Source organism: Vibrio sp. R15-SG3-ISO1A, assembly GCF_059833955.1.
Map to the genome: position 1 here is coordinate 1 of NZ_JCBDGH010000080.1, position 22964 is coordinate 22964.

The 22964-nt window shown below is 49.2% G+C and carries 16 protein-coding genes; 7 read left to right on the plus strand and 9 right to left on the minus strand.

What is annotated here, in order from left to right; all coding sequences use genetic code 11:
- The first annotated feature begins 46 nt into the window (after positions 1-46).
- Complete coding sequence (locus AC6R0L_RS13190; RefSeq protein ID WP_500629395.1) at positions 47-1804, plus strand: sigma-54-dependent Fis family transcriptional regulator; 1758 nt, start codon at positions 47-49, stop codon at positions 1802-1804.
- Between the two features lie 32 nt (positions 1805-1836).
- Here the strand turns inward: AC6R0L_RS13190 and AC6R0L_RS13195 are convergent, their stop codons facing one another.
- The 4 genes from AC6R0L_RS13195 to zwf form a co-directional block, all read right to left on the minus strand.
- Positions 1837-1980: a hypothetical protein gene (locus tag AC6R0L_RS13195; RefSeq protein WP_334551638.1), complete on the minus strand. Its 144-nt coding sequence runs from the start codon at positions 1978-1980 to the stop codon at positions 1837-1839.
- A gap of 184 nt (positions 1981-2164) precedes the next feature.
- Positions 2165-3613 carry a decarboxylating NADP(+)-dependent phosphogluconate dehydrogenase gene (gene gnd / locus AC6R0L_RS13200; RefSeq protein ID WP_500629396.1) on the minus strand — a complete coding sequence of 483 codons (1449 nt, stop codon included), beginning with the start codon at positions 3611-3613 and terminating at the stop codon, positions 2165-2167.
- 40 nt (positions 3614-3653) lie between these two features.
- Entirely contained in the window at positions 3654-4370 is a 717-nt protein-coding gene (gene pgl / locus AC6R0L_RS13205) for a 6-phosphogluconolactonase (protein WP_500629397.1), read from the minus strand.
- Positions 4367-5869, minus strand: coding sequence for a glucose-6-phosphate dehydrogenase (gene zwf / locus AC6R0L_RS13210; protein WP_334552192.1), 1503 nt, complete (start codon positions 5867-5869; stop codon positions 4367-4369). The genes pgl and zwf overlap by 4 nt, the downstream gene beginning before the upstream one ends.
- 425 nt (positions 5870-6294) lie before the next feature.
- Here zwf and AC6R0L_RS13215 point away from each other — a divergent pair, with 425 nt between their 5' ends.
- The 3 genes from AC6R0L_RS13215 to AC6R0L_RS13225 all read left to right on the plus strand — a co-directional run bounded on the left by AC6R0L_RS13215 (position 6295) and on the right by AC6R0L_RS13225 (position 10422).
- Complete coding sequence (locus AC6R0L_RS13215) at positions 6295-7224, plus strand: GyrI-like domain-containing protein (RefSeq protein ID WP_500629398.1); 930 nt, start codon at positions 6295-6297, stop codon at positions 7222-7224.
- Between the two features lie 196 nt (positions 7225-7420).
- Positions 7421-9577 carry a TonB-dependent siderophore receptor gene (locus AC6R0L_RS13220; RefSeq protein ID WP_500629399.1) on the plus strand — a complete coding sequence of 719 codons (2157 nt, stop codon included), beginning with the start codon at positions 7421-7423 and terminating at the stop codon, positions 9575-9577.
- Between the two features lie 83 nt (positions 9578-9660).
- Positions 9661-10422 (plus strand): siderophore ferric iron reductase, encoded by a 762-nt coding sequence (locus AC6R0L_RS13225; RefSeq protein ID WP_500629400.1) that lies wholly within the window; start codon positions 9661-9663, stop codon positions 10420-10422.
- On the opposite strand, the gene AC6R0L_RS13230 is transcribed toward AC6R0L_RS13225, so the two are convergent.
- Both AC6R0L_RS13230 and AC6R0L_RS13235 read right to left on the minus strand, forming a co-directional pair.
- On the minus strand, positions 10419-13307 hold the full coding sequence (locus AC6R0L_RS13230; protein WP_500629401.1) for an HD domain-containing phosphohydrolase: 2889 nt from the start codon (positions 13305-13307) through the stop codon (positions 10419-10421). The genes AC6R0L_RS13225 and AC6R0L_RS13230 overlap by 4 nt on opposite strands.
- A gap of 139 nt (positions 13308-13446) precedes the next feature.
- Complete coding sequence (locus AC6R0L_RS13235) at positions 13447-16338, minus strand: HD domain-containing phosphohydrolase (RefSeq protein WP_500629402.1); 2892 nt, start codon at positions 16336-16338, stop codon at positions 13447-13449.
- A gap of 159 nt (positions 16339-16497) precedes the next feature.
- On the opposite strand from AC6R0L_RS13235, the gene AC6R0L_RS13240 reads away from it, so the two are divergent.
- On the plus strand, positions 16498-16881 hold the full coding sequence (locus AC6R0L_RS13240) for a cytochrome b562 (protein WP_500629403.1): 384 nt from the start codon (positions 16498-16500) through the stop codon (positions 16879-16881).
- Here AC6R0L_RS13240 and AC6R0L_RS13245 read toward each other — a convergent pair.
- Complete coding sequence (locus tag AC6R0L_RS13245; protein ID WP_500629404.1) at positions 16878-17801, minus strand: LysR family transcriptional regulator; 924 nt, start codon at positions 17799-17801, stop codon at positions 16878-16880. The genes AC6R0L_RS13240 and AC6R0L_RS13245 overlap by 4 nt on opposite strands.
- A 189-nt stretch (positions 17802-17990) precedes the next feature.
- Here AC6R0L_RS13245 and AC6R0L_RS13250 point away from each other — a divergent pair, with 189 nt between their 5' ends.
- Positions 17991-19187 (plus strand): glycine C-acetyltransferase, encoded by a 1197-nt coding sequence (locus tag AC6R0L_RS13250; protein WP_487901586.1) that lies wholly within the window; start codon positions 17991-17993, stop codon positions 19185-19187.
- Positions 19187-20218, plus strand: a complete 1032-nt coding sequence (gene tdh, locus AC6R0L_RS13255; RefSeq protein WP_500626967.1) for an L-threonine 3-dehydrogenase — start codon at positions 19187-19189, stop codon at positions 20216-20218. The genes AC6R0L_RS13250 and tdh overlap by 1 nt, the downstream gene beginning before the upstream one ends.
- Before the next feature lie 97 nt (positions 20219-20315).
- On the opposite strand, the gene AC6R0L_RS13260 is transcribed toward tdh, so the two are convergent.
- Both AC6R0L_RS13260 and AC6R0L_RS13265 read right to left on the minus strand, forming a co-directional pair.
- Entirely contained in the window at positions 20316-21896 is a 1581-nt protein-coding gene (locus tag AC6R0L_RS13260) for a BCCT family transporter (RefSeq protein WP_500629405.1), read from the minus strand.
- A 243-nt stretch (positions 21897-22139) separates the two neighbouring features.
- On the minus strand, positions 22140-22892 hold the full coding sequence (locus AC6R0L_RS13265; protein WP_500629406.1) for an SDR family NAD(P)-dependent oxidoreductase: 753 nt from the start codon (positions 22890-22892) through the stop codon (positions 22140-22142).
- Between the last annotated feature and the right edge of the window lie 72 nt (positions 22893-22964).

Genomic DNA, 22964 nt, shown 5'->3' on the forward strand with positions numbered 1-22964 from the left:
AGCTGTTCCAAATTGACACATCTGATTGTTGACTATTGGAGCAGGTATGCAGCTGCGATCGATGAACACGCAAGACTGGTTGGCTTCTTCTTGGACACGCAGTAGCCATGCGGGTCTAAGAGAAGTGAGGAAGCCAGAAGACATTACGTTAAGCAAAGCGAAATTGGATGAACGTCGCTTTCAATGTCGTGAGGTCATTGAGGCGGTGGAAACCAGTGCGCTTCCTCTGTTCAATCAAGTGATGGCTCGCACAGACAGTCGTTTGATCTTGACCGATCCACAGGGCGTGATTCTCGCGACTTGGGGACAAGATAAATTTCGCGATAAATTAGCGGCCATTTCACTCGGCACAGGTTCGTGTTGGTTGGAGCATGTTAAGGGAACCAACGCCATCGGTACTGCGATCCATGAACGTCGCGCGCTCACCATCGTTGGGGAGCAACATTACATCAAACATCACCGATTCATCAGTTGTTCGGCGAGCCCACTCTTCAATCATCAAGGTACCTTGGTTGGTATCTTGGATGTCACTAGTGAGCAGAAAACCCACGATGCCACCGAGCAGTTACTGGTGCAAAATATGGTTCAGATGGTGGAAAACCGATTGTTAGCCTCTGTACCTGACGGTGCTGTGCAACTCAACTTAGCTACAGACTCTTCCTTCCTCAGTTCTGGCTGGCAAGGCATAGTGATTGCTGATGAGCGAGGTAAGGTCTTGGCCCACAACCCAGTGGCTTCACAGCTAATACGTCACTCTGGTTTAATTGGCATGTCGGTTGAGCAAGTACTTGAGCAATCACAACGCCAGCAAGGCTTAATTGTGCAACAGACGGCGCTTGGCCCCCAAACACGGCGTAGGAAGCGCTTCAACACGGACATTTCACTTCATTATGGCGACTCTTTGGTTGAGCAGGCTTGGCAGCAAGCGAGTCGTTTATATGGCAAAGATATCAGCTTGCTAGTGCTTGGTGAGACTGGCGTGGGTAAGGGGGAGTTTGTCAAAGCGTTGCATGCTAGCAGCGTTCGGCGTTCAGCACCTTTGGTTACTGTAAATTGCGGTGCCCTCGCAAAGGAGCTCATCGAGTCTGAGCTGTTTGGTCACGCGTCGGGCGCTTTTACAGGGGCGAACAGCAAGGGCTACATCGGCAAGGTTCGGCAAGCGGACAAAGGCTGTCTGTTTTTAGATGAAATTGGCGAGATGCCTTATGAAGCTCAAAGCCGCCTGTTAACGGTATTGCAAGACAAGGTGGTTACACCTGTTGGCAGTGGGGATAGTTATAAAGTCGATGTCCAAATTATCGCCGCTACCCATCAAGATTTAGCCAAGCTCGTTGAGCAAGGGCAGTTTCGCCAGGATCTGTACTATCGACTCAATGGGTTAATCATCACTTTACCGCCACTTCGAACTCGACACGACCGACGTGAGTTAATTCAAACGCTGCACCAGAAGCATGCCCAGCGGGATAACCAGCAGCTAAGCGCAAGGCTACTTGACACACTGGATGGTTATTCGTGGCCGGGAAATTTACGAGAGTTAGACAACCTACTCAAGGTGACCGCGCTTCTTAATCCGGATGAAGAGTGGCTGAGTATTGAGCATCTGCCTAGCCACTTAGCTCATGCAATGGTGTCTGAGTCTGAGAGTTGCGATGACGAGAGACAAGATTTGCAAACTGCTGTGAATAGCGCATTGCTCAATGCTTATCAAGCGTCAAAAGGTAACATCAGCCAAGTGGCGCGCAGTTTAGGTGTGAGTCGAAATACCGTTTATCGTAAGCTGAAGTTGTTGGGATTGTTAGAGTAAAAAATAAGAGCGCCGAGTGGCGCTCTTATTTTTTAGCCTTGTAGCCCGCCTTGTTGTTGGGCTTGTTTTACTAGTGCCTGACGCTCAGTCTCTTTATCAGAAATTACTCTATTATCCTTGTTATTTGCTTGTTCAACATCCGATGGAACAAATACAAAGTGTTTGTTAATAGTCATAATTGAGCCCTACTAAGTAAATATTGCCACTCCAATTTAGGTGAGTGGTCAAGGTGTGACATCATCCACACTTTTTTAATTATAGGCGTAGATGAGGGGATGAGATCACCCAACCTCACCTATCAACGGGATGAGCCAACAAAAAAGGGCGCTTTCGCGCCCGATTCAATGGTTGCGCTACAGGTTACACATCGTATGTGGTCGATGCGGTATCACCGCCTGTACCTGTCCAGTTGGTGTGGAAGAACTCACCACGCTCACGGTCGATACGCTCGTAAGTGTGCGCACCGAAGTAATCACGCTGAGCTTGCAGAAGGTTCGCTGGTAGACGAGCCGTTGTGTAACCGTCTAGGAAAGATAGCGCAGAAATCGTACATGGCATTGGGATGCCTGACTCTAGAGATTTCGCTGCCACTTTACGCCATGCTGTTAGGCTGTTTTGTAGGATGTTTTTGAAGTACTCGTCAGAACCTAGGAATGCAATGTCTGGGTTCGCTTCGTACGCATCACGGATGTTGCCTAGGAATGCAGAGCGGATGATACAACCACCACGCCACATTAGTGCCACGTTTCCGTAGTTAAGATCCCAGCCGTTTTCGTTTGATGCTTCGCGCATTAGCATGAAGCCTTGAGCGTAAGAGATGATCTTAGACGCTAGTAGCGCTTGACGAAGTGCGTCAACCCACTCTTGCCTGTCGCCTTCAACCGGTGTGATTGTCTTGCCGAACAGCTTCTCAGCTTCAACACGCTGGTCTTTTAGTGCAGATAGGCAGCGAGAGAATACTGACTCAGAGATAAGTGTCAGTGGAATACCTAGGTCTAGGGCATTGATACCTGTCCACTTACCCGTACCTTTTTGGCCTGCTGTGTCTAGGATCTTCTCAACGAGAGGCTCACCGTCTTCATCTTTGTAGCCAAGAATGTCAGCCGTGATTTCAACCAGGTAGCTGTCGAGCTCAGTCTTGTTCCAATCTGCAAATACCGCTTGCATCTCGTCAGCAGACATACCAAGACCGTCTTTCATGAACTGGTAAGCTTCAGTGATAAGCTGCATGTCGCCGTATTCGATGCCGTTGTGTACCATCTTAACGAAGTGACCAGCACCGTCGTTACCAACCCAATCACAGCAAGGTTCACCAGCGTCAGTTTTTGCTGAGATACCTTGGAAGATAGGCTTAACCGCCTCCCAAGCTTCCGCAGCGCCACCAGGCATGATTGAAGGACCGAAACGTGCGCCTTCTTCACCGCCAGATACACCAGTACCGATGAAGTGAATGCCTTGCTCACGGCAGTGCGCTACGCGGCGGTTAGTGTCTGGGTAGTTAGTGTTACCACCATCGATGATGATGTCACCTTCGTCTAGAAGTGGGATTAGGTTGTCGATGAAAGTGTCAACAACGTCACCAGCACGAACCATCAGCATCACTTTACGTGGCGTTTCGAGTTTCTCAACCAACTCTTCAAGTGAGTAAGCACCAATAATGTTGGTACCCTTCGCTGGGCCTTCTAGAAACTCGTCTACTTTCGCAGCAGTACGGTTGTGAGCCACCACTTTAAAGCCGTGGTCGTTCATGTTGAGGATAAGGTTTTGACCCATTACCGCTAGGCCAATAACACCGATATCACCTTTCATTATTTCTCTCCAATATGTTCTCGTTGGACGAGCAACCGCGTTATGCGATTTTCGCCGCTGCGTCAGAATCTAAGTACCACTCCGTCTCACCCGCTTTCGACTGAATTTTCGCCGCTGGATAAGGCAGTTCGCTTGCTGGAGTGGTGTGAATTTCGTGCACGATATCAACTTTACCTGAGCCAAGAACGAGGTAGCTGATTCGTTTTGCTGCTTCTAGCACTTTAGCGGTTTTTGACACGCGTAGTTGGCCAGATTCAGGATGAGAAGCGACAACAGACAAGTTCTCATCCATATAGTTGGTTTGACCCGGAAATAAAGAGGCAGTGTGGCCGTCGGCACCAACGCCCAATAGAATCCAATCAAACACGGGCGTACCGTTTTCACATGGGATAACCTCTGCCATTTCGTTGGCAAAGCGCAGCGCTTCCTGCTCGGCGTCATTTTCGCCGCGAATACGGTGGATGTTTTCAGCAGGTAGGTTCACTTTGCTAAATAGCAAGGCGTTTGCTTCGCCGTAGTTGCTTTCCGCGTCATCCGGAGCAACGCAGCGTTCGTCTCCCCACCAGAAGTGGAGGTTTTGCCAAGCGATGAAATCCGCGTATGGGGCCTGGGCCAACAGGTTAAACAGCATCTTAGGTGTGCTGCCGCCGGAAAGTGAAATGTGAACAGGTCGGCCAAGCTCGCTGTACGATTTCATATCGTTGGCAAGGCTTTCTACCACCTGCTGCGCGGTTGAGTGGATCTTGTGATTGATCATAGTTCGCAGTAGTCCGTATCTGTCAGGTTTTTACATGGGAAGCGCCATGCACGGTTGTTTCGTGCTAACAAGTCATCAGACTCTTTTGGCCCCCAAGTACCACAAGCGTAACCAAACAGTGCTTGTGGATCTTGTTTGAAGTCGAGAATCGGTTGAACGTACTTCCAACACGCTTCAACCGCATCGCTACGGGCAAATAGAGTAGCATCTCCGTTTAAGGCATCAAGCAGAAGACGCTCATACGCCGTCAGCATTTGGGTCTCTTGTAGGTCAGCGTAGTGGAAGTTCATTTTCACTTCTTTTGCTTTAAAGCCTGCGCCTGGCTCTTTGAGACCAAAGCTCATCTGAATGCCTTCGTCAGGCTGAATTCGAATGATGAGTTTGTTTTCTGGTGCATTTTGACCAAATACTGGATGCGGCGTCTGTTTAAAGTGAATGACCACTTCAGTCACGCGAGTAGGAAGACGCTTACCCGTACGTACGTAAAAAGGCACACCATTCCAGCGCCAGTTATTGATGTAAGCTTTTAGACCAATGTAGGTTTCCGTGCGCGAGTCGTCGGCAACGCCATTTTCTTCGCGGTAACCCAATAGGTGCTGGCCACGGACTTCAGATGCTGTGTACTGACCCAACACCAAATCATTGCGCAGCGCGTCTTCGTCTAACGGTTTGAGACACTGCAGAACTTTCACCACTTCATCACGCATGGAATCAGCATTGATTTGTGCTGGCGGCTCCATTCCTACCATCGCTAACACTTGCAGCAGGTGGTTTTGGAACATATCACGCACAGCGCCAGAACCATCGTAATAGCCACCACGTTCTTCAACACCGAGGAACTCGGCGCCAGTGATCTCGACGTAGTCAATAAAGTTGCGGTTCCACAAGGGTTCGAACATCGCATTAGAGAAGCGGAACACCAGTAGGTTTTGTACCGTCTCTTTTCCTAGGTAGTGGTCAATGCGGTAAATCTGGTGCTCTTGAAAATGCTCGTGGATCTCTTTGTCCAGCTTTTGCGCAGACTCTAGGTCATAGCCGAATGGCTTTTCGATGATCAAGCGTTTCCAGCCGTCTTCTTCATTGTTCAACCCATGTTCAGCAAGGCTGGCTGGGATGACACTGTATAAACTTGGCGGTGTCGCAAGGTAGAAGAGCGTATTGCGTTGCTCGAACTGGTACTGATTGGAAAGGTCATCCAGACGAGAGACCAATTTGCTGTAATCGGTGCTGTCTGAGGTATTGATCGCTTGGTAATGAAGATGGTTGATGAAGGCATCGAGCGTCTCAGGAACCGTCTTTTCCATCTCTTGTAGAGAGCGCTTCAATTTATCACGGTACGATTCATCACTGTATTCAGTACGACTTACACCCAAAATGGCAAAGTTCTCTGGAAGCTGCTTGTTCGCATACAGGTGGTATAACGCGGGGATCAGCTTACGGTATGTTAAATCTCCCGAAGCACCAAAAATCACGATGCTGCTGTTTTCTGGTATTACCATCATCTTTCCTTTAGAAACAAGGGTCTTAAATCTGTTGCGCCAAATTATCAGCGCAGCGAATAAATAGAAAATCGGTGCTACCTATCATCACAATAGGGAGTGCCACTTACTTTCTAGGCGTTTGAAACGGCAGGGTATTGTCTACGACAATTTGACATACATCAACTATTGAGAAGGCAATCGATTAATATTTGTCAGACTAATTTATTAAATAATTGAATAAGCAGAAAAAAGAACAGTAACCGGTAAGGCGGCGTTCGCTATGAGCTCGAAAACGATTGCGCAAAAACCAAACAGAGCGGACCAAGAGGTGATGAGAATAAGAGTCAGGTTGACTATGGTCATTTGGGCGAGCTAGAGCACATATTTGCAGCGCTCATAGAATGTGAGACACTTCGCGACCCACGCATTGATAAAGATGAGCGATGAGCAACGACAGCAAACAAGATAAATCGATGGCCGTATTTCAGCGGATCAGTAAGGTGTTGGATTACATTCACCACCACATCGAAGATCCGATGACGCTGGATGAATTGGCTCAGCAGAGTTGCTGGTCACGTTGGCAGTTGCAACGCGTTTTTCAAAACGAGACGGGCACGACAGTGGCCAATTATGTGCGAGAGCTAAAGCTCAGCGAAGCGGCTGAACGTTTGCTCGATGGCGAGGATAAGGTCATTGATATCGGCTATGCGCTCGGTTTTGGCTCGGAAGTCAGCTTTAGCCGCGCGTTTAAACACAAGTTTGGAGTCAGTCCAAGAGCGTATCGGCAGGCAGGGCAACGCACAGGGTTAAGAAAGCCTCTTCAGTTTTCCTCGGACAGAGATACAGCGTATCGGCTTGGCAATCAGGCTGCGTTTGTCCATATTCGAGTCGAATCTAAGCCCGCATTTTTTGTTAGTGGTAGTCACGGTTACATCAATGGGTTGTTTTCACCTCAGCCCAACTTCGCCACGCAAGTTCCACTGTTGTGGCAGCAGTTTGAACAGGCGCTGCCAGACTCCACTGACCAATGGCAGAGGGTAGGGGTGGTCGATACTCAGCACGCTCAATTTGATGCTACGCCACTCACGTATTGGGCAGGAATTGAGCTTTGCGATGCACGGCAAATTCCAGATAGGGCGCACTCATCTATGTTGAGTACTCTGTCAGTTCCGGCTCAAACTTATGCGGTGGTCACACATAAAGGTCCGATTCGTGGGCTACCGGACACCCTAGAGTGGTTTATTCTCAATTGGTTACCTAGCTCAAACTACCGCGGCGTTGATGGCTTTGAACTGGAAGTGTATCCAGCTCACTATTACTCTGAATCGCCAAGTGCAGAAATGGAGTATTGGTTGCCAATCGAGTTGCGATAAGGCGCAGTCCGCTGACTTCCACTCCTTTTTCTCTTTTCCCTCCTCCGACTGAATTGCGCGCTCGCAGCGAATAAAACACTGCCAAACAAAAGTCGGTGACTTTGCACCAAATTGTTAACTTTTACCCAATTAAAAAATTTAGAATGCAAATGATATTAATTCTTATTAAGATAAAGCATGGGTAATTGAGGACAATATGCAATCTATCACTCACTTTCAGCGCTCGACATTGACGTTGGCGCTCATTTCAGCCTTTTCTTCGCCCCTTTACGCTGCCGAAGGCGGAGACGCTTCAACGATGGACACCATCACCGTTCTGGGCGAAGCGTATCGTAACACGGCTACTAAAACGGCGTTAGAACCAGAGGAAACCCCGCAAGGGATCACCACGATTGAATCAGAGCAGTTGGAGCAACGCGGTGTCAAATCCTTGAATCAGGCGCTCCGATACGCCCCTGGCGTCGTCACAGAGAAAAAAGGGGCGTCGGTCACTATGTACGACACCTTCTCGATTCGTGGTTTTGCAAACAGTGAGAGCTATTATGATGGGCTTAAGCTCCCTTATTTAACGGGATGGAACTTGCAACCACAAATCGATCCTATTGCACTGCAACAGGTGGAGATTTTCAAAGGCCCTACCTCTGTGTTGTACGGTTCCATGCCGCCGGGCGGGATGGTGAATATGATTGCTAAATCGCCGCAGCAGCAGAGCCAAACGCGTTTGAGTGTCGCGACAGGAACCAGAAATCTGATGGAAACCTCGCTCGATACGACGGGTCAAATCGGTGAGAGTGATGTCTCTTATCGCTTGGTGGCCCTTGCTCGTAAACGAGACAGTCAAGTCGATAATGCAGAGGAAGAGCGCTACGTGATTGCACCGTCGATTGATTGGCAAGCTAGCGAGCGGACGTTAATTAACCTCAACTTGTACTACCAAAAAGATCCGAACATGGGGATCAACTCAGCGCTGCCCGCGTCGGGAATGATTGACAGCAACGCCAACGGTTCAACGTCACCGTCCACCTCGGCAGGCGATGTCAATTGGAGTCAGTTTGAGCGTGAAGTGTTTATGCTCGGTTATAAAGTCAATCACGACATTAACCATCAATGGACCTTCCTACAAAACGCACGCTACGCCGATGCCTCCCTATATCAGGAAAATACCTACCACAGAGCCACGAGTTTCGATGCGTCCACTGGCGCTATGAGCCGAAACATTTACGATACGGACGAATCATCGCAGTCATTTGTGATTGACAACCAATTGTCTGGCTTAGTGACGGTCGGGCAGGCTCAGCACAACCTGCTGTTTGGCATCGATTACCTCAAACTCAAAGGGGACTCCGTCTATCGTGAATACGCTGCAAACGCCGAGTTCTATGGATTCAATGTTTTTCGCCCCAACAACGCGCTGTTAGACAGAAACGCGTTGACAGAGGTGTATGACGAAACCCACAAGATTGAGACCGAACAACTGGGCTTCTACCTTCAAGACCAAGTTCGATTGGGCGATTGGGTACTGCTGGCGGGTGGACGCTATGATCGCTTCGAATCGAGTGACCGCAAAACCAGCACCACTGGGAGCGACACCGTCGATACGGCTGACCACCACCAATTTTCTTATCGCGTTGGGGCGTTGTATGAGTTTGACAATGGCCTTTCCCCGTTTGCGAGTTTTGCAACCAGTTTTGAGCCTGCCTCAGGCACAGACATCGACGGTAATGCGCTTGAACCTCAGCTCGGTGAGCAAGTTGAGGTCGGGGTTAAGTACCAATCACACGATGGCGCGCAGAGCATGACGGCGTCTTACTTCCACATTACTAAGCAAGATGCGGTCTCTTATGACCCTAATGACCCTAGCTACCGCGCGAAGATTCAGCTAGGAGAAGTGCGTTCTCAGGGCCTTGAGCTAGAAGGCCGCTGGTTGGTCACAAGCGCTTGGGATCTTAATGCGGGCTACACCTACATGGATATGGAAGTGACAGAGGATGTCGACAGTGCCTTAGTGGGAACGACGCCGATTTACGTGCCAGAGCACACGGCCAATCTATGGACAAATTACTATTTGTACGATGGCCCGTTGGCCGGCGCGCGTGTTGGCGGGGGTGTTCGTTATGTCGGTGCGATGCAAAGAGATGCGTATAACACCGGCGAAAAAGTACCCGCTTATACCTTGGTGGATCTCTCTTTGGGGTATGATCTTGGCGCAATGAGTGAGTCACTTAACGGCGCCGTGGCCAATCTAGTTGTGAACAACCTCTTTGATGAAGAGAGTTACACCTGCTATGACGACGCGAACTGCTGGTACGGTGAAGAGCGCTCGATTGAACTCAATGTGAATTACGAGTTCTGACCGAGTTATTCCACGTTCTGGCTAACGGTGAGTTAAATTTAACAGTACTAAGCAGCCCAATTGGGCTGCTTTTGAACCAAGAGATGAATGCAAAATTGAATGCCTTAGGCAGCAGCGCGGTGGATATTGAATCGCTCGATCCCTTTTTCCATGCGCTTTTTGAGAACTGCAAACACGTCACGCCCTTGTTAGATGGCAAGGTGAGTGTGCCTGAAAGCGAGCAACTGTTGCCCCAACAAACAGAGCAGAATCGACGTCTGCTCAGTGCGCTATATCAAAGGCTGAGTGAGCAACACACAAGCGCTGGAAATGGCTACTGGATAACCCGAACCTGGGATTTGGTGTGTTGGCAGCCAATGTTTGTGGCATTTGTTGCCGTCTACGCGTGTCGAGGGGTACCTAGGTTTGACTCGATGGCACAAACCGTTGATGGTCATTGGGTCGCGGGATTTTCATTTGAGACCCAAGCGCATCAACATGGCGAGTTACCTAAATTGATTGAGCTTACGGGACGCGCCTTGTCGGCGTTGTTTGAGGTTTACCGCCAAGAGATTGAGTCATTTACCCGAATTAGACCGGGGTTTACCCAATCGCTGATGAGTGATGCACTGCTCAACTGTCTGGTTAAATTGTCACATTTTGAGCTGACTTTAACCTTGGAGGAAGCCAAAACACACGCTGAGTTATGGTTGGCGGCGTTTCAATTACGCCCTAGAGCGGCGCAGCAACTCTATTTGGATGATGATGGAGCGCTGAATATGCATCGCATCAGTTGCTGCCAGGTCTACAAATGCGAAAGCGGCAGCTATTGCGATAACTGCCCCAAGCGCGCGCGATCCCGCTAAGCGAGTTCGCTAAGGTACGCTTTGACTTTTTGAATGTGCCCCTTTCTGTCAAACTCGCTATGTTGCGAGGCAGGAAGGTAGTGATTTGCGTAGTACTGGTCCACTTCGTGCTCCAAAAACAGCAAGTACAGCTGCGGGTCAATATGCCCGCTAGTCGCCATCGATGTCATGATCTTGATCGACTCATCAAGTGTTTTGCCTTTTTTGTAAGGTCTGTCTGAGGAGGTGAGCGCTTCGAATACGTCCGCAATGGCCATCACGCGGGCCGGAATCGACAACTCCTCTCCCTTAAGCCCCAATGGGTAACCTTTGCCATCCATTCTCTCGTGGTGTCCCCCGGCAATCTCTGGCACCTGTTTCAAATGATCGGGATAGGGGAGGCGATTGAGCATGTTGATGGTTTGAATCACGTGATCGTTAATCAAAAAGCGCTCGTCGTCATTCAAGGTGCCGCGCTTGATAGACAAGTTATACAGCTCACCCTGATTAAACTTCAGCTCCCCAGGCTCAAGGACAAAGTCTTTTGACCAATGCTGCTTTGGATTGACGCCTTCACCCCAACTCACTTTGTGTACTTGCTTGTCTGCGAGCAGTTTTTCTTTGGTGGGCAGTGGCGTTCTAGGGCCCGCGCGATCTTTCTCAATCCAAGAGATACCCAATTGGTCATCGAGCGTGCGAGTCCACTCCTTATCGGCGATGCGCTCTAGCCTCGCGACCGCGTCGTCGGTCATAAACTCACTGCCTAAATTGCACTGTGCGACAAACTCAAAGTCTTCATCAAGCTCGCGATGGGTCCGCTCTAACTGCGCTTGTGCCTCGGCAATCTCAGCGCCGTTTGCAATGCTTCGCCAATATTCGGTCTTGGCGTCGGATTTGAGCAGCTCAAAGCGCATGCGAATCTCGTGGATGCGATCGTAAATGGTTTCCAGTTTTGTCGCTTTATCGACCACATATTCCGGGGTGGTGACTTTCCCACAATCGTGCAGCCAAGCCGCGAGATGAAGCGCCTCCCATTGGTCGTCTTCCATCTTAAATTCAGGGAAATAGCGGCCGTCGTTGTGGGCCACCTTCGTCAGGACATTCGCCAGCTCAGGGATACGTTGGCAGTGACTGCCCGTGTAAGGGGATTTGGTATCAATCGCAGAGGCAATTAGAGAGATAAAGCCATTAAGCATCTCCTTTTGCTGCTCAATTTGGGTGATGTTCTCTTTGGCAATTTCAGCAAAGCTGAGCAGTTCTTTTAAGAAGGCGTGTTTGTCGCTCTGCTCGGCGGTGATGCGTCGTTCATAACCGAGCAGTAACAGCCCGACCAGTTTTTTATTTTTGTTGTGAATGGGGAATAGATAAATGTCCGAAGTGTAGAGACGATTGGCGATGCCCTGCAGCGCTGCTTGGTGGCGCTGTAAGTGGACGATCTGGCCTTGATCTAGCTTGGCTTTTAGCCCGTCAATCGCATGAATAAAGGCGTTGATCTCCAATTTAAACGGGATGATGGATGTGCTGGTTGCCAGTTCGAAATCGTCTTCACTGTTACTTTTACTGGTAAAGAGCACAACGCTTTCGGCTTTAGTCAGCTGATAGCTCTGTTTACACAGAGTTTTTGATAGAAGCGCGAAATCTCGGTTACTGGCCGTGTCACGCAGTAAGGTCAACATGTCATGTAGCGTGTGCTCCATCAATTGGATAGAGGCCGTTAAGTTCGAGACCTCTTTGATGATGCTGGAGGGATAGCGCGTTTTTTTAAACTCAAAACGGGTGATATTACTGGTCAGGGTAATGAGCGTTTTGAGTGGTGTCGAAATTTTTTGCGAGACAAACCAGATGATACACAGGCTCATGACCAGCATCATGATCGCCACTTGAATTTGCTTGTCTCGCATCGAAATCAATGAACCTAGCAGGTCATCGTGCGGGGTCGCTTCCGCTAATCGAAGTTTGATGTCTTTATTAAGCATTACAGGGACAAGTGTTATCGACCATTCAAGGCCCTCACTCTCTACTGTTTTATACACCACGCCATCGGAGAAGCGGTTGAATATTGGGTCAAACACGGTTTCTCGGATAGTGTCGTGAACCTCCTCGTACCGGCTGGATTGTTCTGGGAATACGGTACCGAGATTGTGATGAGCAAGCACGTTGAACTTTCGATCAAATAGTATGAGTTTAGTATGTTCAGAGAGCGCCATTGAATGCAACTTTCGCGACAGTGAATCTAGGGTAAAGTCGGCACCGATGACAAACTGGCCATTAGCGGATCGCCTTGAAAGCGTCACACCGGTGGTTTTGAGTTCATAGAAAAAGTACGGCTCAGTCAACTGAATCGCGCCATCTTGGCGGGTGTTTTTAAACCAAGGACGAACGCGTGGATCAAATTGGTTATCCTGTTTAAGACGCTCAGTCAGTATCTTGAGGGATGAATCAAGGAAGTAGAGGTTGTTTTTTCCATCGACACCCATCTCGTGAACCATCACTTTCGCATGGCTTGGTGCGCCAAAGCGCTCTGCGTCTGCTGCGTCCTTAAAAAGGCGGATGACGTTCATATCACCCTCTTGACTGGCATAGTACATCCCCACCATCTCAGGGTTTTTCTCGAACGTCGTCACCAGAGAGGCAATCAAGCCGCGATTTTGGTGCAACGCCATACCTCGATTGAGGCTATCGCCATTGGCAATAAAATCTAACGAAGTAAAAATCGGTGCAGTGGCACTTTCAAATGTGATTTCGAGCTTTGCGCTGTTTTCGTTGGACAGCTCTTCGGCGCTCTTGTTGAGCAGCCCTTGTGAATGTTGGTAACTGGTGAACACCAGGATGACCGCAGCGATTGACGTCAGTGCCAAAAAGAGACTGGTGATGTGAATGGTCAGAGAATATCGGCGTTTCTTCATTCAATTTATCCGCTTAAATACAATACCTTATATAGCTCTAGCGTAGACCTATATTGGAGTTCCTGCTTCAAAACTGCGTTTTGTAGGTAATGATTCGTCGTGCCAGATCTCATTTTGTAGTGAAGTACACCGTGCCCTATCAGAGAGACGCTTTGATGTAGGCTTTCACCTTCTGAATATGCGCCTCACGATCAAACTCACTGATTTGTGAAGGGTGTAGGTAGGCGCTGGCGTATTCTTGATCGATCTGGTGCTCTAAAAACAGCAGATAAAGCTTAGGATCGATATGACCGCTGGTGGCCATCGAGGTCATGATATTGATCGACTCGTCCAGCGTTTTGCCTTTTTTATAAGGTCGGTCGGATGAGGTCAACGCCTCGAAGACATCGGCAATTGCCATTACCCGAGCAGGCACGGAGAGCTGCTCGCCCGTCAAGCCAAGTGGATAGCCTTTACCGTCCATTCGCTCATGGTGTCCACCGGCAATTTCAGGCACTTGTTGCAAGTGTTCTGGGTAGGGCAGACGGTTCAGCATAGTGATGGTTTGTATGATGTGATCGTTGATGATGAAGCGCTCTTCATCGTTGAGCGTACCTCGGCGAATGGATAAGTTGAATAGCTCGCCACGATTGTATTTGAGCTCGCCGGGATCAAGAATGAACGCTTGTGCCCACTGATCTTTCGGGTTGACACCCACCCCCCAGCCCACCTTATGTACGGGCTTATCGGCGAGCAGTTTCTCTTTGATGGGCAGTGGCGTAGGATCTCCCGCGCGTTCGCGTTCTATCCAGGAGGTACCGGCTTGATCATCTAAGGTACGTACCCATTCGATTTGCGCGATCTGCTCCAAGCGTTCAATGGCTTCGTCGGTCATGGATTCTCCACCTAAGTTGCACTCTGCGACGAAGTAGAAATCGTCATCCAACTGCTGGTGGCGCTGAGCCAATATTTGTTCTGCCTTTTCTTTCTCCTCACCATCGAGAATCGATTGCAAGCAGTCAACTTCAGCCTGCACTTTCAATAGCTCAAAACGCATTCTCACTTCATGGATACGGTCATAGATGGTTTCGAGCTTGGTGGCTTTATCGACCACATATTCTGGCGTGGTCACTTTGCCACAATCATGCAACCAAGCGGCGAGATTCAGCGCTTCCCATTGATCTTTGCCCATTGAAAAATCGGCAAAATAGCGTTTGTCTTTGTCTGCCACTTTGGTCAACAAGTTTGCCAGTGTCGGGATGCGCTGACAGTGTCCGCCTGTATAAGGCGACTTTGTATCGATAGCCGATGCAATCAGGGCGACAAACGCATTGAGCATCTCTTTTTGTTGCTCCATCTGCGTGATGTTTTCTTTGGCAATTTCGGCAAAGCTTAACAGCTCTTTTAAAAACGCATGTTTATCACTCTGTTCAGGGGGGATGGGGCGTTCGTACCCCAACAACAAAATGCCGACCAATTTCTTGTTTTTGTTGTGCATTGGGAAGAAATAGATATCGGTGTTAAACAGTGATTCGCTGTACTTTGCGATGGCGTTGTCCCCACGGGTTAGATGGATAATTTCGCCTTTCTCTAAGTCTTTCTGCATCCAGGGGGTGTTAGATAGGAACTCGTTGATATCGACTTTGAACGGGATAATCGCGTGATTGGCGGCAATCGAGAAGGAAGCGTCCTTGTTGTCCAGTGTGTAGAGCACGATGGTTTCCGCTTTGGTGACCATATAGCTTTGGTGAGTAATGGTCTTTGCCAGCAAGGAAAAATCTCGGTTACTGGCCGTTTCACGCAGTAGACGAAGTAAGTCATGCAGAGTATGTTCCATCAGCTCAATGGATTTGGTGAGATTGGATACCTCTTTGATCACACTCTTAGGGTAGCGGGTCTTTTTAAAGTCGAAGCGTGCGATGTTGCTAGTCAAAGTGACCAGCGTCAATAATGGATTGGTAATGCGTTTAGACACGAGCCAGATGACCACAAAACTGACAATCAGCATAAAGATTGCCACTTGTACTTGTCTGTCTCGCATCGAAAGCAGCGAAGCGAGAATATCATGTTGTGGGATGGCTTCGGCAAGCAGCAGTCGCGTCTGGTTGTTTAACTCGACGGGAGTTAAGGTCACGGACCAATCAATACCGCCGTTTTCGAGCGCCTCATAGATGATTTGCGATGACACACGGCCCAGAACTGGCGCAAACACACTCTGTTCCAGTACGCCGTTGATATCAGATTGAGTGACGGAGTCGCTTAGTTCGGGCAACGTTACTTCTAATTGGTGGTGCGCTAAGACATTGAATTGGCTATCGAGTAACAGCAGGCGTGTTTGTTCAGAATACCCCATGGTGCTGACTTGTTGAGAGAGGGAGTCTAGAGTGAAATCCGCGCCAACAACAAATTGGCCGTCGGGCGATCTTCGTGACAACGTCACGCCACTGGTTTTGAGAAAGTAAAAAAAATAGGGTTCCGTTAAGCGAATATCACCGTCTGAGCTTGCGTTGACAAACCAAGGTCTCACTCGAGGATCAAAATCGTTGTCATTGTTTTCAATCGATTGGATCAGCACATGGCGACCATTTAAGAAATGGACATCGTTTTTACCGCTAACGGCCATCGAGTTAATCATCAATGTTGCTTTATCAGGGGCATCAAAACGCTCACGGTCCGCGATGGTGCGAAGTGGGCGAAGGACATTGAGATCTCCCTGTTCACTGGCGTAATACAAGGCGACCAATTCTGGGTTGCGCTGAAAGATGATCGCGAGGGATGCGATGAAGCGGGTTTGGTCAACCGGTGCGTCGGCCGACTCAATCACTTCACTCATCGACATGAAATCTAACGTGGTCAGGATAGGCCCTGCGCGATTTTGGAAGGTGGTCTCCAATTTGGCGCCATTTTCACTGCTGAGCTCCTTGGCGCTCTCGGTTAACAAGTCTTGAGAGTGCTTGTAGCTGATACCGATAAGTACCGCGCCCACGAGCGTGGTCAACACCAAAAACAGACTCGTAATGTGGATGGACAGTGAATAGCGGCGTCGACTCATGAAGTTCCCTCTATAAGAATTCTCTTAAGTATTAGCCAATCTGCGAAACATGCAAAAAAACGTCGTGAGTTTACTCATTTATAACTCGCAACACTTTTCCTATTTCACCCCTTAATCCATCGCTTACAATGGCGTTTTGAATCCAATAAGTAGAATAAAATGAGAAAGTTAATAGCCGCGATGAGTTTGCTGGTCGCGTGCCAAGTTTGGGCCTCGGGCGGCGACCTTAAGGCCGTGATGAAGCAGATGAAAGTGGAGTTTCGTCACGCGGCGCAAGCCAGTGATGTAGTCGAGATGCAAACTGCGGTTGGGGCGCTCACTTCGCTGGTGGAGCAAGCTAAGCAAGGCGAGTACCCACCCGAGAAAGTGGAGGTGTACCAAGAAGGTTTTCAAGCGCTATCTCAAGCGCTCGGAGAGGTACAGCAGTCATTGGAAAGTGGCGATCTTGCCCGCGCTAAGACGCAGTTGAAACGCGTTGACGAGCTTCGCATCGAATATCACGACAAACGCAATCCAAGCATCTGGAGTAAGTTGTTTGGCTAACGCGCTAATTTCTCTTTCAGTGCGTCGCTGACATAATCGATGAATGCCCGCAATCTCGCGGGCATATACTTGGTTTGCGGGTATTGCATCGCCACCGCGCCATGGTAGTTACTCTTTATCGTCCACTCGGGCAGCACCGCGATGACCTCACCACATTCAATGGCATCCGCGATGACGAAATCGTGAAAAATCCCGATTCCAATCCCTTGTTTGACCCCATTTAAACGCATTTGTGAATGATTGACTGCGTAGCGTCCGCTCACGGCAACGGAGTGGTATTCGTCCTCTTTGAAGAAATCCCAAATGTGGTCTTTGTCGGTTTCAGCCAAATAGAGACAGCTGTGGTTCGCGAGCTCAGTGGGGTGCGTCGGCACGCCATGAGCGCTGAGATAGTCCGGGCTCGCGCACAATTGCAGGTGTGTTTTCCCCATCTCTTTGAGGACCAAATTCTCATCCGGTTTGTCGGTCAGTTTGAAAGCGATGTCAATGCGATCGCGCAATAAGTCTATTTCGCCATCGGCGGCGCGCAGTTTGAGTTGGATATCGGGGTAGGCTTTTAAAAAGGGCGCCACAAAGGGTTGCAAGACCGAATTAAGAAACGCCTCTGGCGCCGCGACCACAAGTGGCCCTGTGGGCTCACTGTGATCAGAGCTCGACAAGTCCACCGCCTGGCGAGCGGCATTGACCATCACAATCGCTTGGTCATAAACCTGTTGCCCTGTAGGTGTGATGATCAATGAGCGTGTGGTTCTCTCAAACAGCTTGGTCGAGAGTGATTTCTCTAGTCTAGTCACCAATTTACTGAGCGCAGAAGGGGTGACGCCAAGTTGCTTGGCGGCCGCGGTGAAGCTGCCCTCCTCGACAACAAGAATAAACGAGGCTAAATCGGGCAGTAGTGTCAGTAGTCGGGTATCAAACAAGATCAAGAACTCGGTGTAACAGTGATGAAGACTAGTGTATCAGAGCGTGATTGGGCGCTAAACCAACAGAGTTCACAAAACCGCCTTATCTGTGCCCCAGAGGCAAAAATGTTTTTCCGTGCCTATGGATAATGGAAGTGAAGACGATGGATTACACTTAGGCTAACCATAACGCGAAAGGAAACAGCAATGTCTTCTGCATTCTATCAACAAATTCAAGATCAAATCGAAGAAGTAAAGGCGGAAGGCCTTTACAAAGCGGAGCGAATCATTACGTCTCAGCAGCAAGCCGCCGTTAAAATCTCAACGGGCGAAGAAGTGCTTAACTTCTGTGCAAACAACTACTTAGGGCTCGCTAACCACCCAGATCTCATCGAGGCGGGTAAAGCGGGTATGGATGAGCACGGCTTTGGTATGGCATCGGTACGCTTCATCTGTGGTACGCAAGACATCCATAAACAACTGGAGCAAAAACTGTCTCAGTTTTTAGGTAAAGAAGACACCATTCTGTACACCTCATGTTTTGATGCGAATGCGGGCCTGTTTGAAACCATTCTGGGTAAAGAAGATGCGATCATCTCTGACGCGCTGAACCATGCCTCGATCATTGATGGTGTTCGTTTGTGTAAAGCGATGCGTTTCCGTTACTCCAACAACAACATGCAAGAGCTTGAAGAGCAGCTGATTGCGGCAAAAGAAGCGGGCGCTCGCCACATCTTGATCGTGACCGACGGTGTGTTCTCGATGGATGGCGTGGTCGCCAACCTTCCGGCTATCTGTGATCTGGCGGATAAATACGGCGCATTGACGATGGTCGACGACTCTCACGCCGTTGGCTTTATGGGCAAAACCGGCGCTGGTACTCATGAGTATCACGACGTTGTGGATCGCATAGATATCATCACAGGTACACTGGGCAAAGCGATGGGCGGCGCGTCAGGCGGTTATACCTCTGGTAAGAAAGAAGTGATTGAATGGCTGCGTCAACGCTCACGTCCATACTTGTTCTCAAACTCTGTCGCGCCAGCGATTGTCAGTGCGTCACTTCGTGTGCTTGACCTGTTGAAAGAGAGCGGTGATCTGCGCGAGCGTTTGTGGGACAACGCCGCACATTTCCGTGCGCGTATGGAAGCGGCTGGCTTTACGATGGGCGGCGCGGATCATGCGATCATCCCAATTATGTTAGGCGATGCCAAAGTAGCGGCAGAGTTCGCTGAACGCGCATTGGCGAAGGGCATTTACGTCATTGGCTTCTCGTTCCCCGTGGTACCTAAAGGTCAAGCACGCATCCGTACGCAAATGTCCGCGGCGCATTCACGTGAGCAACTGGATCGTGCGATCGACGCCTTCATTGAAGTGGGCCGTGAGATGGAGATCATCCAATAATGAAAATCAAAGCACTCTCTAAACTTAAGCCTGAAGAAGGCATTTGGATGACGGAAGTGGACAAACCTGAGGTTGGCCACAACGATATCCTGATCAAAATTAAGAAGACCGCCATCTGCGGAACTGATGTCCATATCTACAACTGGGATGAGTGGTCACAAAATACCATTCCCGTACCTATGGTCGTTGGTCACGAGTACGTGGGTGAAGTGGTGGCGATTGGCCAAGAAGTTCGCGGCTTTGAAATTGGTGATCGCGTGTCGGGCGAAGGCCATATCACCTGTGGTCACTGTCGTAACTGTCGTGGTGGCCGCACGCACCTGTGCCGCAACACGATAGGTGTGGGTGTGAACCGCGAAGGTGCGTTTGCTGAATACCTAGTGATCCCTGCGTTCAATGCATTCAAGATCCCTGAAGGCATTTCTGATGATCTTGCTTCAATCTTTGACCCGTTTGGTAACGCGGTTCACACGGCGCTCTCTTTTGATCTCGTCGGTGAAGATGTTCTTATTACTGGCGCTGGCCCAATTGGCATTATGGCGGCGGCCGTCGCGCGTCACGTTGGTGCTCGTCATGTCGTGATCACAGACGTTAACGAATACCGCTTAGAGCTGGCACGCAAAATGGGCGTCACTCGCGCGGTGAATGTTGCCGAACAAAAGCTGGAAGACGTCATGTCAGAGCTTGGCATGACTGAAGGTTTTGACGTCGGTCTTGAGATGTCCGGCAATCCATCCGCCTTCAACTCAATGCTTAAAACCATGAACCACGGTGGACGTATCGCATTACTCGGTATTCCACCATCGGACATGGGTATCGACTGGAACCAAGTGATCTTCAAGGGCCTCGTCATCAAAGGCATTTACGGCCGAGAAATGTTTGAGACATGGTACAAGATGGCAAGCCTGATTCAATCGGGCCTAGATCTGACGCCAATCATCACTCACCACTTCAAGGTCGATGACTTCCAAAAAGGCTTTGACGCAATGCGTAGCGGGGCTTCTGGGAAGGTTATCCTTGATTGGGAATAAATACAATCAATTAAACAAAGCGCTCCGATTGGAGCGCTTTCAGTTTATCTTTATATGACAACGGATTAGTGTCACTGGATAAAAGCGTTTAGGCGTTTTATTTTATGCCTTGCTCATACATCATGGTTTGCGCGTATTTTCTTCCGAACCAGATGCTAGGGAGAAGAACAAAAGAGACGGGTACCGCAGTCACAACGATAAACGATTGCAGTGCGTTGATGCCGCCCTTACCCATGGCGATTAGGGCGATGGCAACTAAGCCCATAGTGATGCCCCAGAATGCTCGTAATATCGCGTTGGGCTCTTTCTCTCCGCTGATGACCATACTGATGGTGTACGTCATGGAATCTCCGGTGGTGATAATAAACGTGGTGGTCAGTATTAGAAATAGCAATGCAATCGGTGTCGAAAGCGGCAGTTGATCTGTGATAGCAAGCAGTACTGCAGGTAAATTAAAGCCCTCAAACGCTTGTGAGATGACGCCTGGGTTGGCAATTTCAAATGCGAGTCCACTGCCGCCAATTGCGGTAAACCAAAAACACGTCACTAACGGCGCGACAATGCTGACTGAGAGAACGAGTTGTCGGATACTTCGACCACGTGAAATACGAGTGATAAATATGGCCATCATTGGCCCGTAGCCGATAAACCAACCCCAAAAGAAAACGGTCCACCAACTAAGCCAGTCTGTGTCTGCTCGATAGAGGGCCATCACGACAAAGTTATCGAGCATACCTCCTACCCCTTGTAAGTAACCATCAATAATAAATTGAGTGGGGCCAAACAGCAGAATGAAGCCGATCAAAACTACTGAGAGAATGATATTGTATCGACTCACAATTTGAATGCCTTTACTAACGCCACTAAGCGCAGAAAGCGTGTACATAGCGACGGCGAATAGGATCACCATGGTCTGAGTCGTAAATCCATCCGAGATACCAAACAAAGCATTCAACGCGTAACTGATTTGCAGCCCTAAAAAACCGATCGGGCCGATGGTACCAGCAGCCACTGCAATGATGCAGGCAGTATCAATGATGTTTCCGAGTGAACCAGTTATGGCTCGTTGTCCAAATATCGGGTAGAGCAAGGTTCGCGGTTTGAGTGGTAGGCCTTTGTCGTAATGCAGGTGCATCAACACAACGGAAGACAGGCAACCAAGAATAGCCCAGGCCAAAAAGCCCCAATGCAGAAACGACTGAGACAAAGCATTGATGGCGGCTTCGATAGGGGGCGCTTCGCCATACAAAGGTGGTGCAGTTACGAAGTGGGCGATTGGCTCAGCAGCAGCCCAGAACACGCCACCACCAGCCAGTAGTGTACATAAAATGATAGAGATCCACTTAAATGTGCTTATCTCTGGGGTGAGCAGTCCACCCAATCGCACACTCCCGCTGCGAGATACGGCTAAATAGAGTCCAACAATGAAGTTTGCAAGCAGAAGAACTTGCCAAAATGCTCCAAAGTATTCGGTCGCTAGTGCAAAACCTTGATTGACCCAATTTGAGAGTAAAGAGGTATTCGTTAGCGCTAAGAACACAAAGGCTATGAAAAAGGCGCTACTCATTTGAAATGTTGGATTCGTCAGTTGAAGTTGTTGAAAGAGCGTCGGTGCTCCGTTTTGAGTAGGACTTTCGGCCATTTCGGAAGTACTAATGGCGTGAGTCGTATTAGACATGTCGCTGTTCACTTTTTTGTGGCTGAACTTTGGCATTCAGCGTGTATTTGTCCTCGAATAGCTAGCATAATGCGAGGTGCGTCACGTTATGGTAACACGCCGGGCAGTTTGAAGAATATATGAAGCACGCATTGGAGGTGCTTCAAATTTGGCAGGGTGTAAAGCTGTGCTGACAATGATACATAATTTGCCAGCATAGCGGACGTCGAACGAGCACTGCGTCTACGGATAACACTGGTGCAATCAGTCTCTGTCTATCGCAAAAGGTGACCACGCTTGGCGAGTCGGCATTACTTCAACCCTATTGACGTTGATGTGATGTGGAAGCGTAGCGATGTAAAACATATGCTCTGCAATGTCTCGTGCCGTTAAAGGTGTGGTGCCTCGATATAAGTTGTCCGATGCAGATTGATTTCCCTTCGTTCTGACCAACGTGAACTCTGTCTCCGCGATACCGGGAGCTAGGTCTGTCACACGTACTCCGGTCCCGAGGAGATCACAACGTAAGTTGTAGCTGAACTGTTTGACAAACGCCTTACTCGCACCATACACGTGGCTGCCGGGATAGGGCCATTGACCTGCAATAGAACCGACGTTGATGATGGTCGTACCTGCACCAATGTCAATCAGTGTTGGAAGTAAAGCATGTGTTACATTGACCAATCCTGTGCAGTTGGTTTCGATCATAGTATGCCAATCTGTTAGCGCTACTTCAGCAGCGCCTTCGGGTGCTAACGCCAGTCCTGCGTTATTGATCAGTGTGGTCACTTGTGCAAATTCGCTTGGAAGTTCATCGACCGCCTTTTTTACCGCATCGGCATCTCGTACATCCAATTGAACAACGTGAGTAGGTACATCTAGGGACTCTTTTAGGTCCAGTAGTCTCTCTAGTCGTCTCCCTGACAGCACCAGAGACCAACCTTCACTGGCAAATTTTTGCGCGGCGGCGCGGCCAAAACCAGAGGTGGCACCGGTAATGAATGCGATATTTCTCATTTATTGTTACTCCCTGTTCATGTAGTAAAGGCTGGCGGTTTATTTAATGCGTGATAGACACACAGCCACTGA

Excerpts from the sequence above, each read along its gene's own strand:
- AC6R0L_RS13190 (WP_500629395.1), top strand. The coding sequence starts at position 47 with ATGCAGCTGCGATCGATGAACACGCAAGACTGGTTGGCTTCTTCTTGG.
- AC6R0L_RS13195 (WP_334551638.1), bottom strand. The coding sequence starts at position 1,980 with ATGACTATTAACAAACACTTTGTATTTGTTCCATCGGATGTTGAACAA.
- gnd (WP_500629396.1), bottom strand. The coding sequence starts at position 3,613 with ATGAAAGGTGATATCGGTGTTATTGGCCTAGCGGTAATGGGTCAAAAC.
- pgl (WP_500629397.1), bottom strand. The coding sequence starts at position 4,370 with ATGATCAATCACAAGATCCACTCAACCGCGCAGCAGGTGGTAGAAAGC.
- zwf (WP_334552192.1), bottom strand. The coding sequence starts at position 5,869 with ATGGTAATACCAGAAAACAGCAGCATCGTGATTTTTGGTGCTTCGGGA.
- AC6R0L_RS13215 (WP_500629398.1), top strand. The coding sequence starts at position 6,295 with ATGAGCAACGACAGCAAACAAGATAAATCGATGGCCGTATTTCAGCGG.
- AC6R0L_RS13220 (WP_500629399.1), top strand. The coding sequence starts at position 7,421 with ATGCAATCTATCACTCACTTTCAGCGCTCGACATTGACGTTGGCGCTC.
- AC6R0L_RS13225 (WP_500629400.1), top strand. The coding sequence starts at position 9,661 with ATGAATGCAAAATTGAATGCCTTAGGCAGCAGCGCGGTGGATATTGAA.
- AC6R0L_RS13230 (WP_500629401.1), bottom strand. The coding sequence starts at position 13,307 with ATGAAGAAACGCCGATATTCTCTGACCATTCACATCACCAGTCTCTTT.
- AC6R0L_RS13235 (WP_500629402.1), bottom strand. The coding sequence starts at position 16,338 with ATGAGTCGACGCCGCTATTCACTGTCCATCCACATTACGAGTCTGTTT.
- AC6R0L_RS13240 (WP_500629403.1), top strand. The coding sequence starts at position 16,498 with ATGAGAAAGTTAATAGCCGCGATGAGTTTGCTGGTCGCGTGCCAAGTT.
- AC6R0L_RS13250 (WP_487901586.1), top strand. The coding sequence starts at position 17,991 with ATGTCTTCTGCATTCTATCAACAAATTCAAGATCAAATCGAAGAAGTA.
- tdh (WP_500626967.1), top strand. The coding sequence starts at position 19,187 with ATGAAAATCAAAGCACTCTCTAAACTTAAGCCTGAAGAAGGCATTTGG.
- AC6R0L_RS13260 (WP_500629405.1), bottom strand. The coding sequence starts at position 21,896 with ATGTCTAATACGACTCACGCCATTAGTACTTCCGAAATGGCCGAAAGT.
- AC6R0L_RS13265 (WP_500629406.1), bottom strand. The coding sequence starts at position 22,892 with ATGAGAAATATCGCATTCATTACCGGTGCCACCTCTGGTTTTGGCCGC.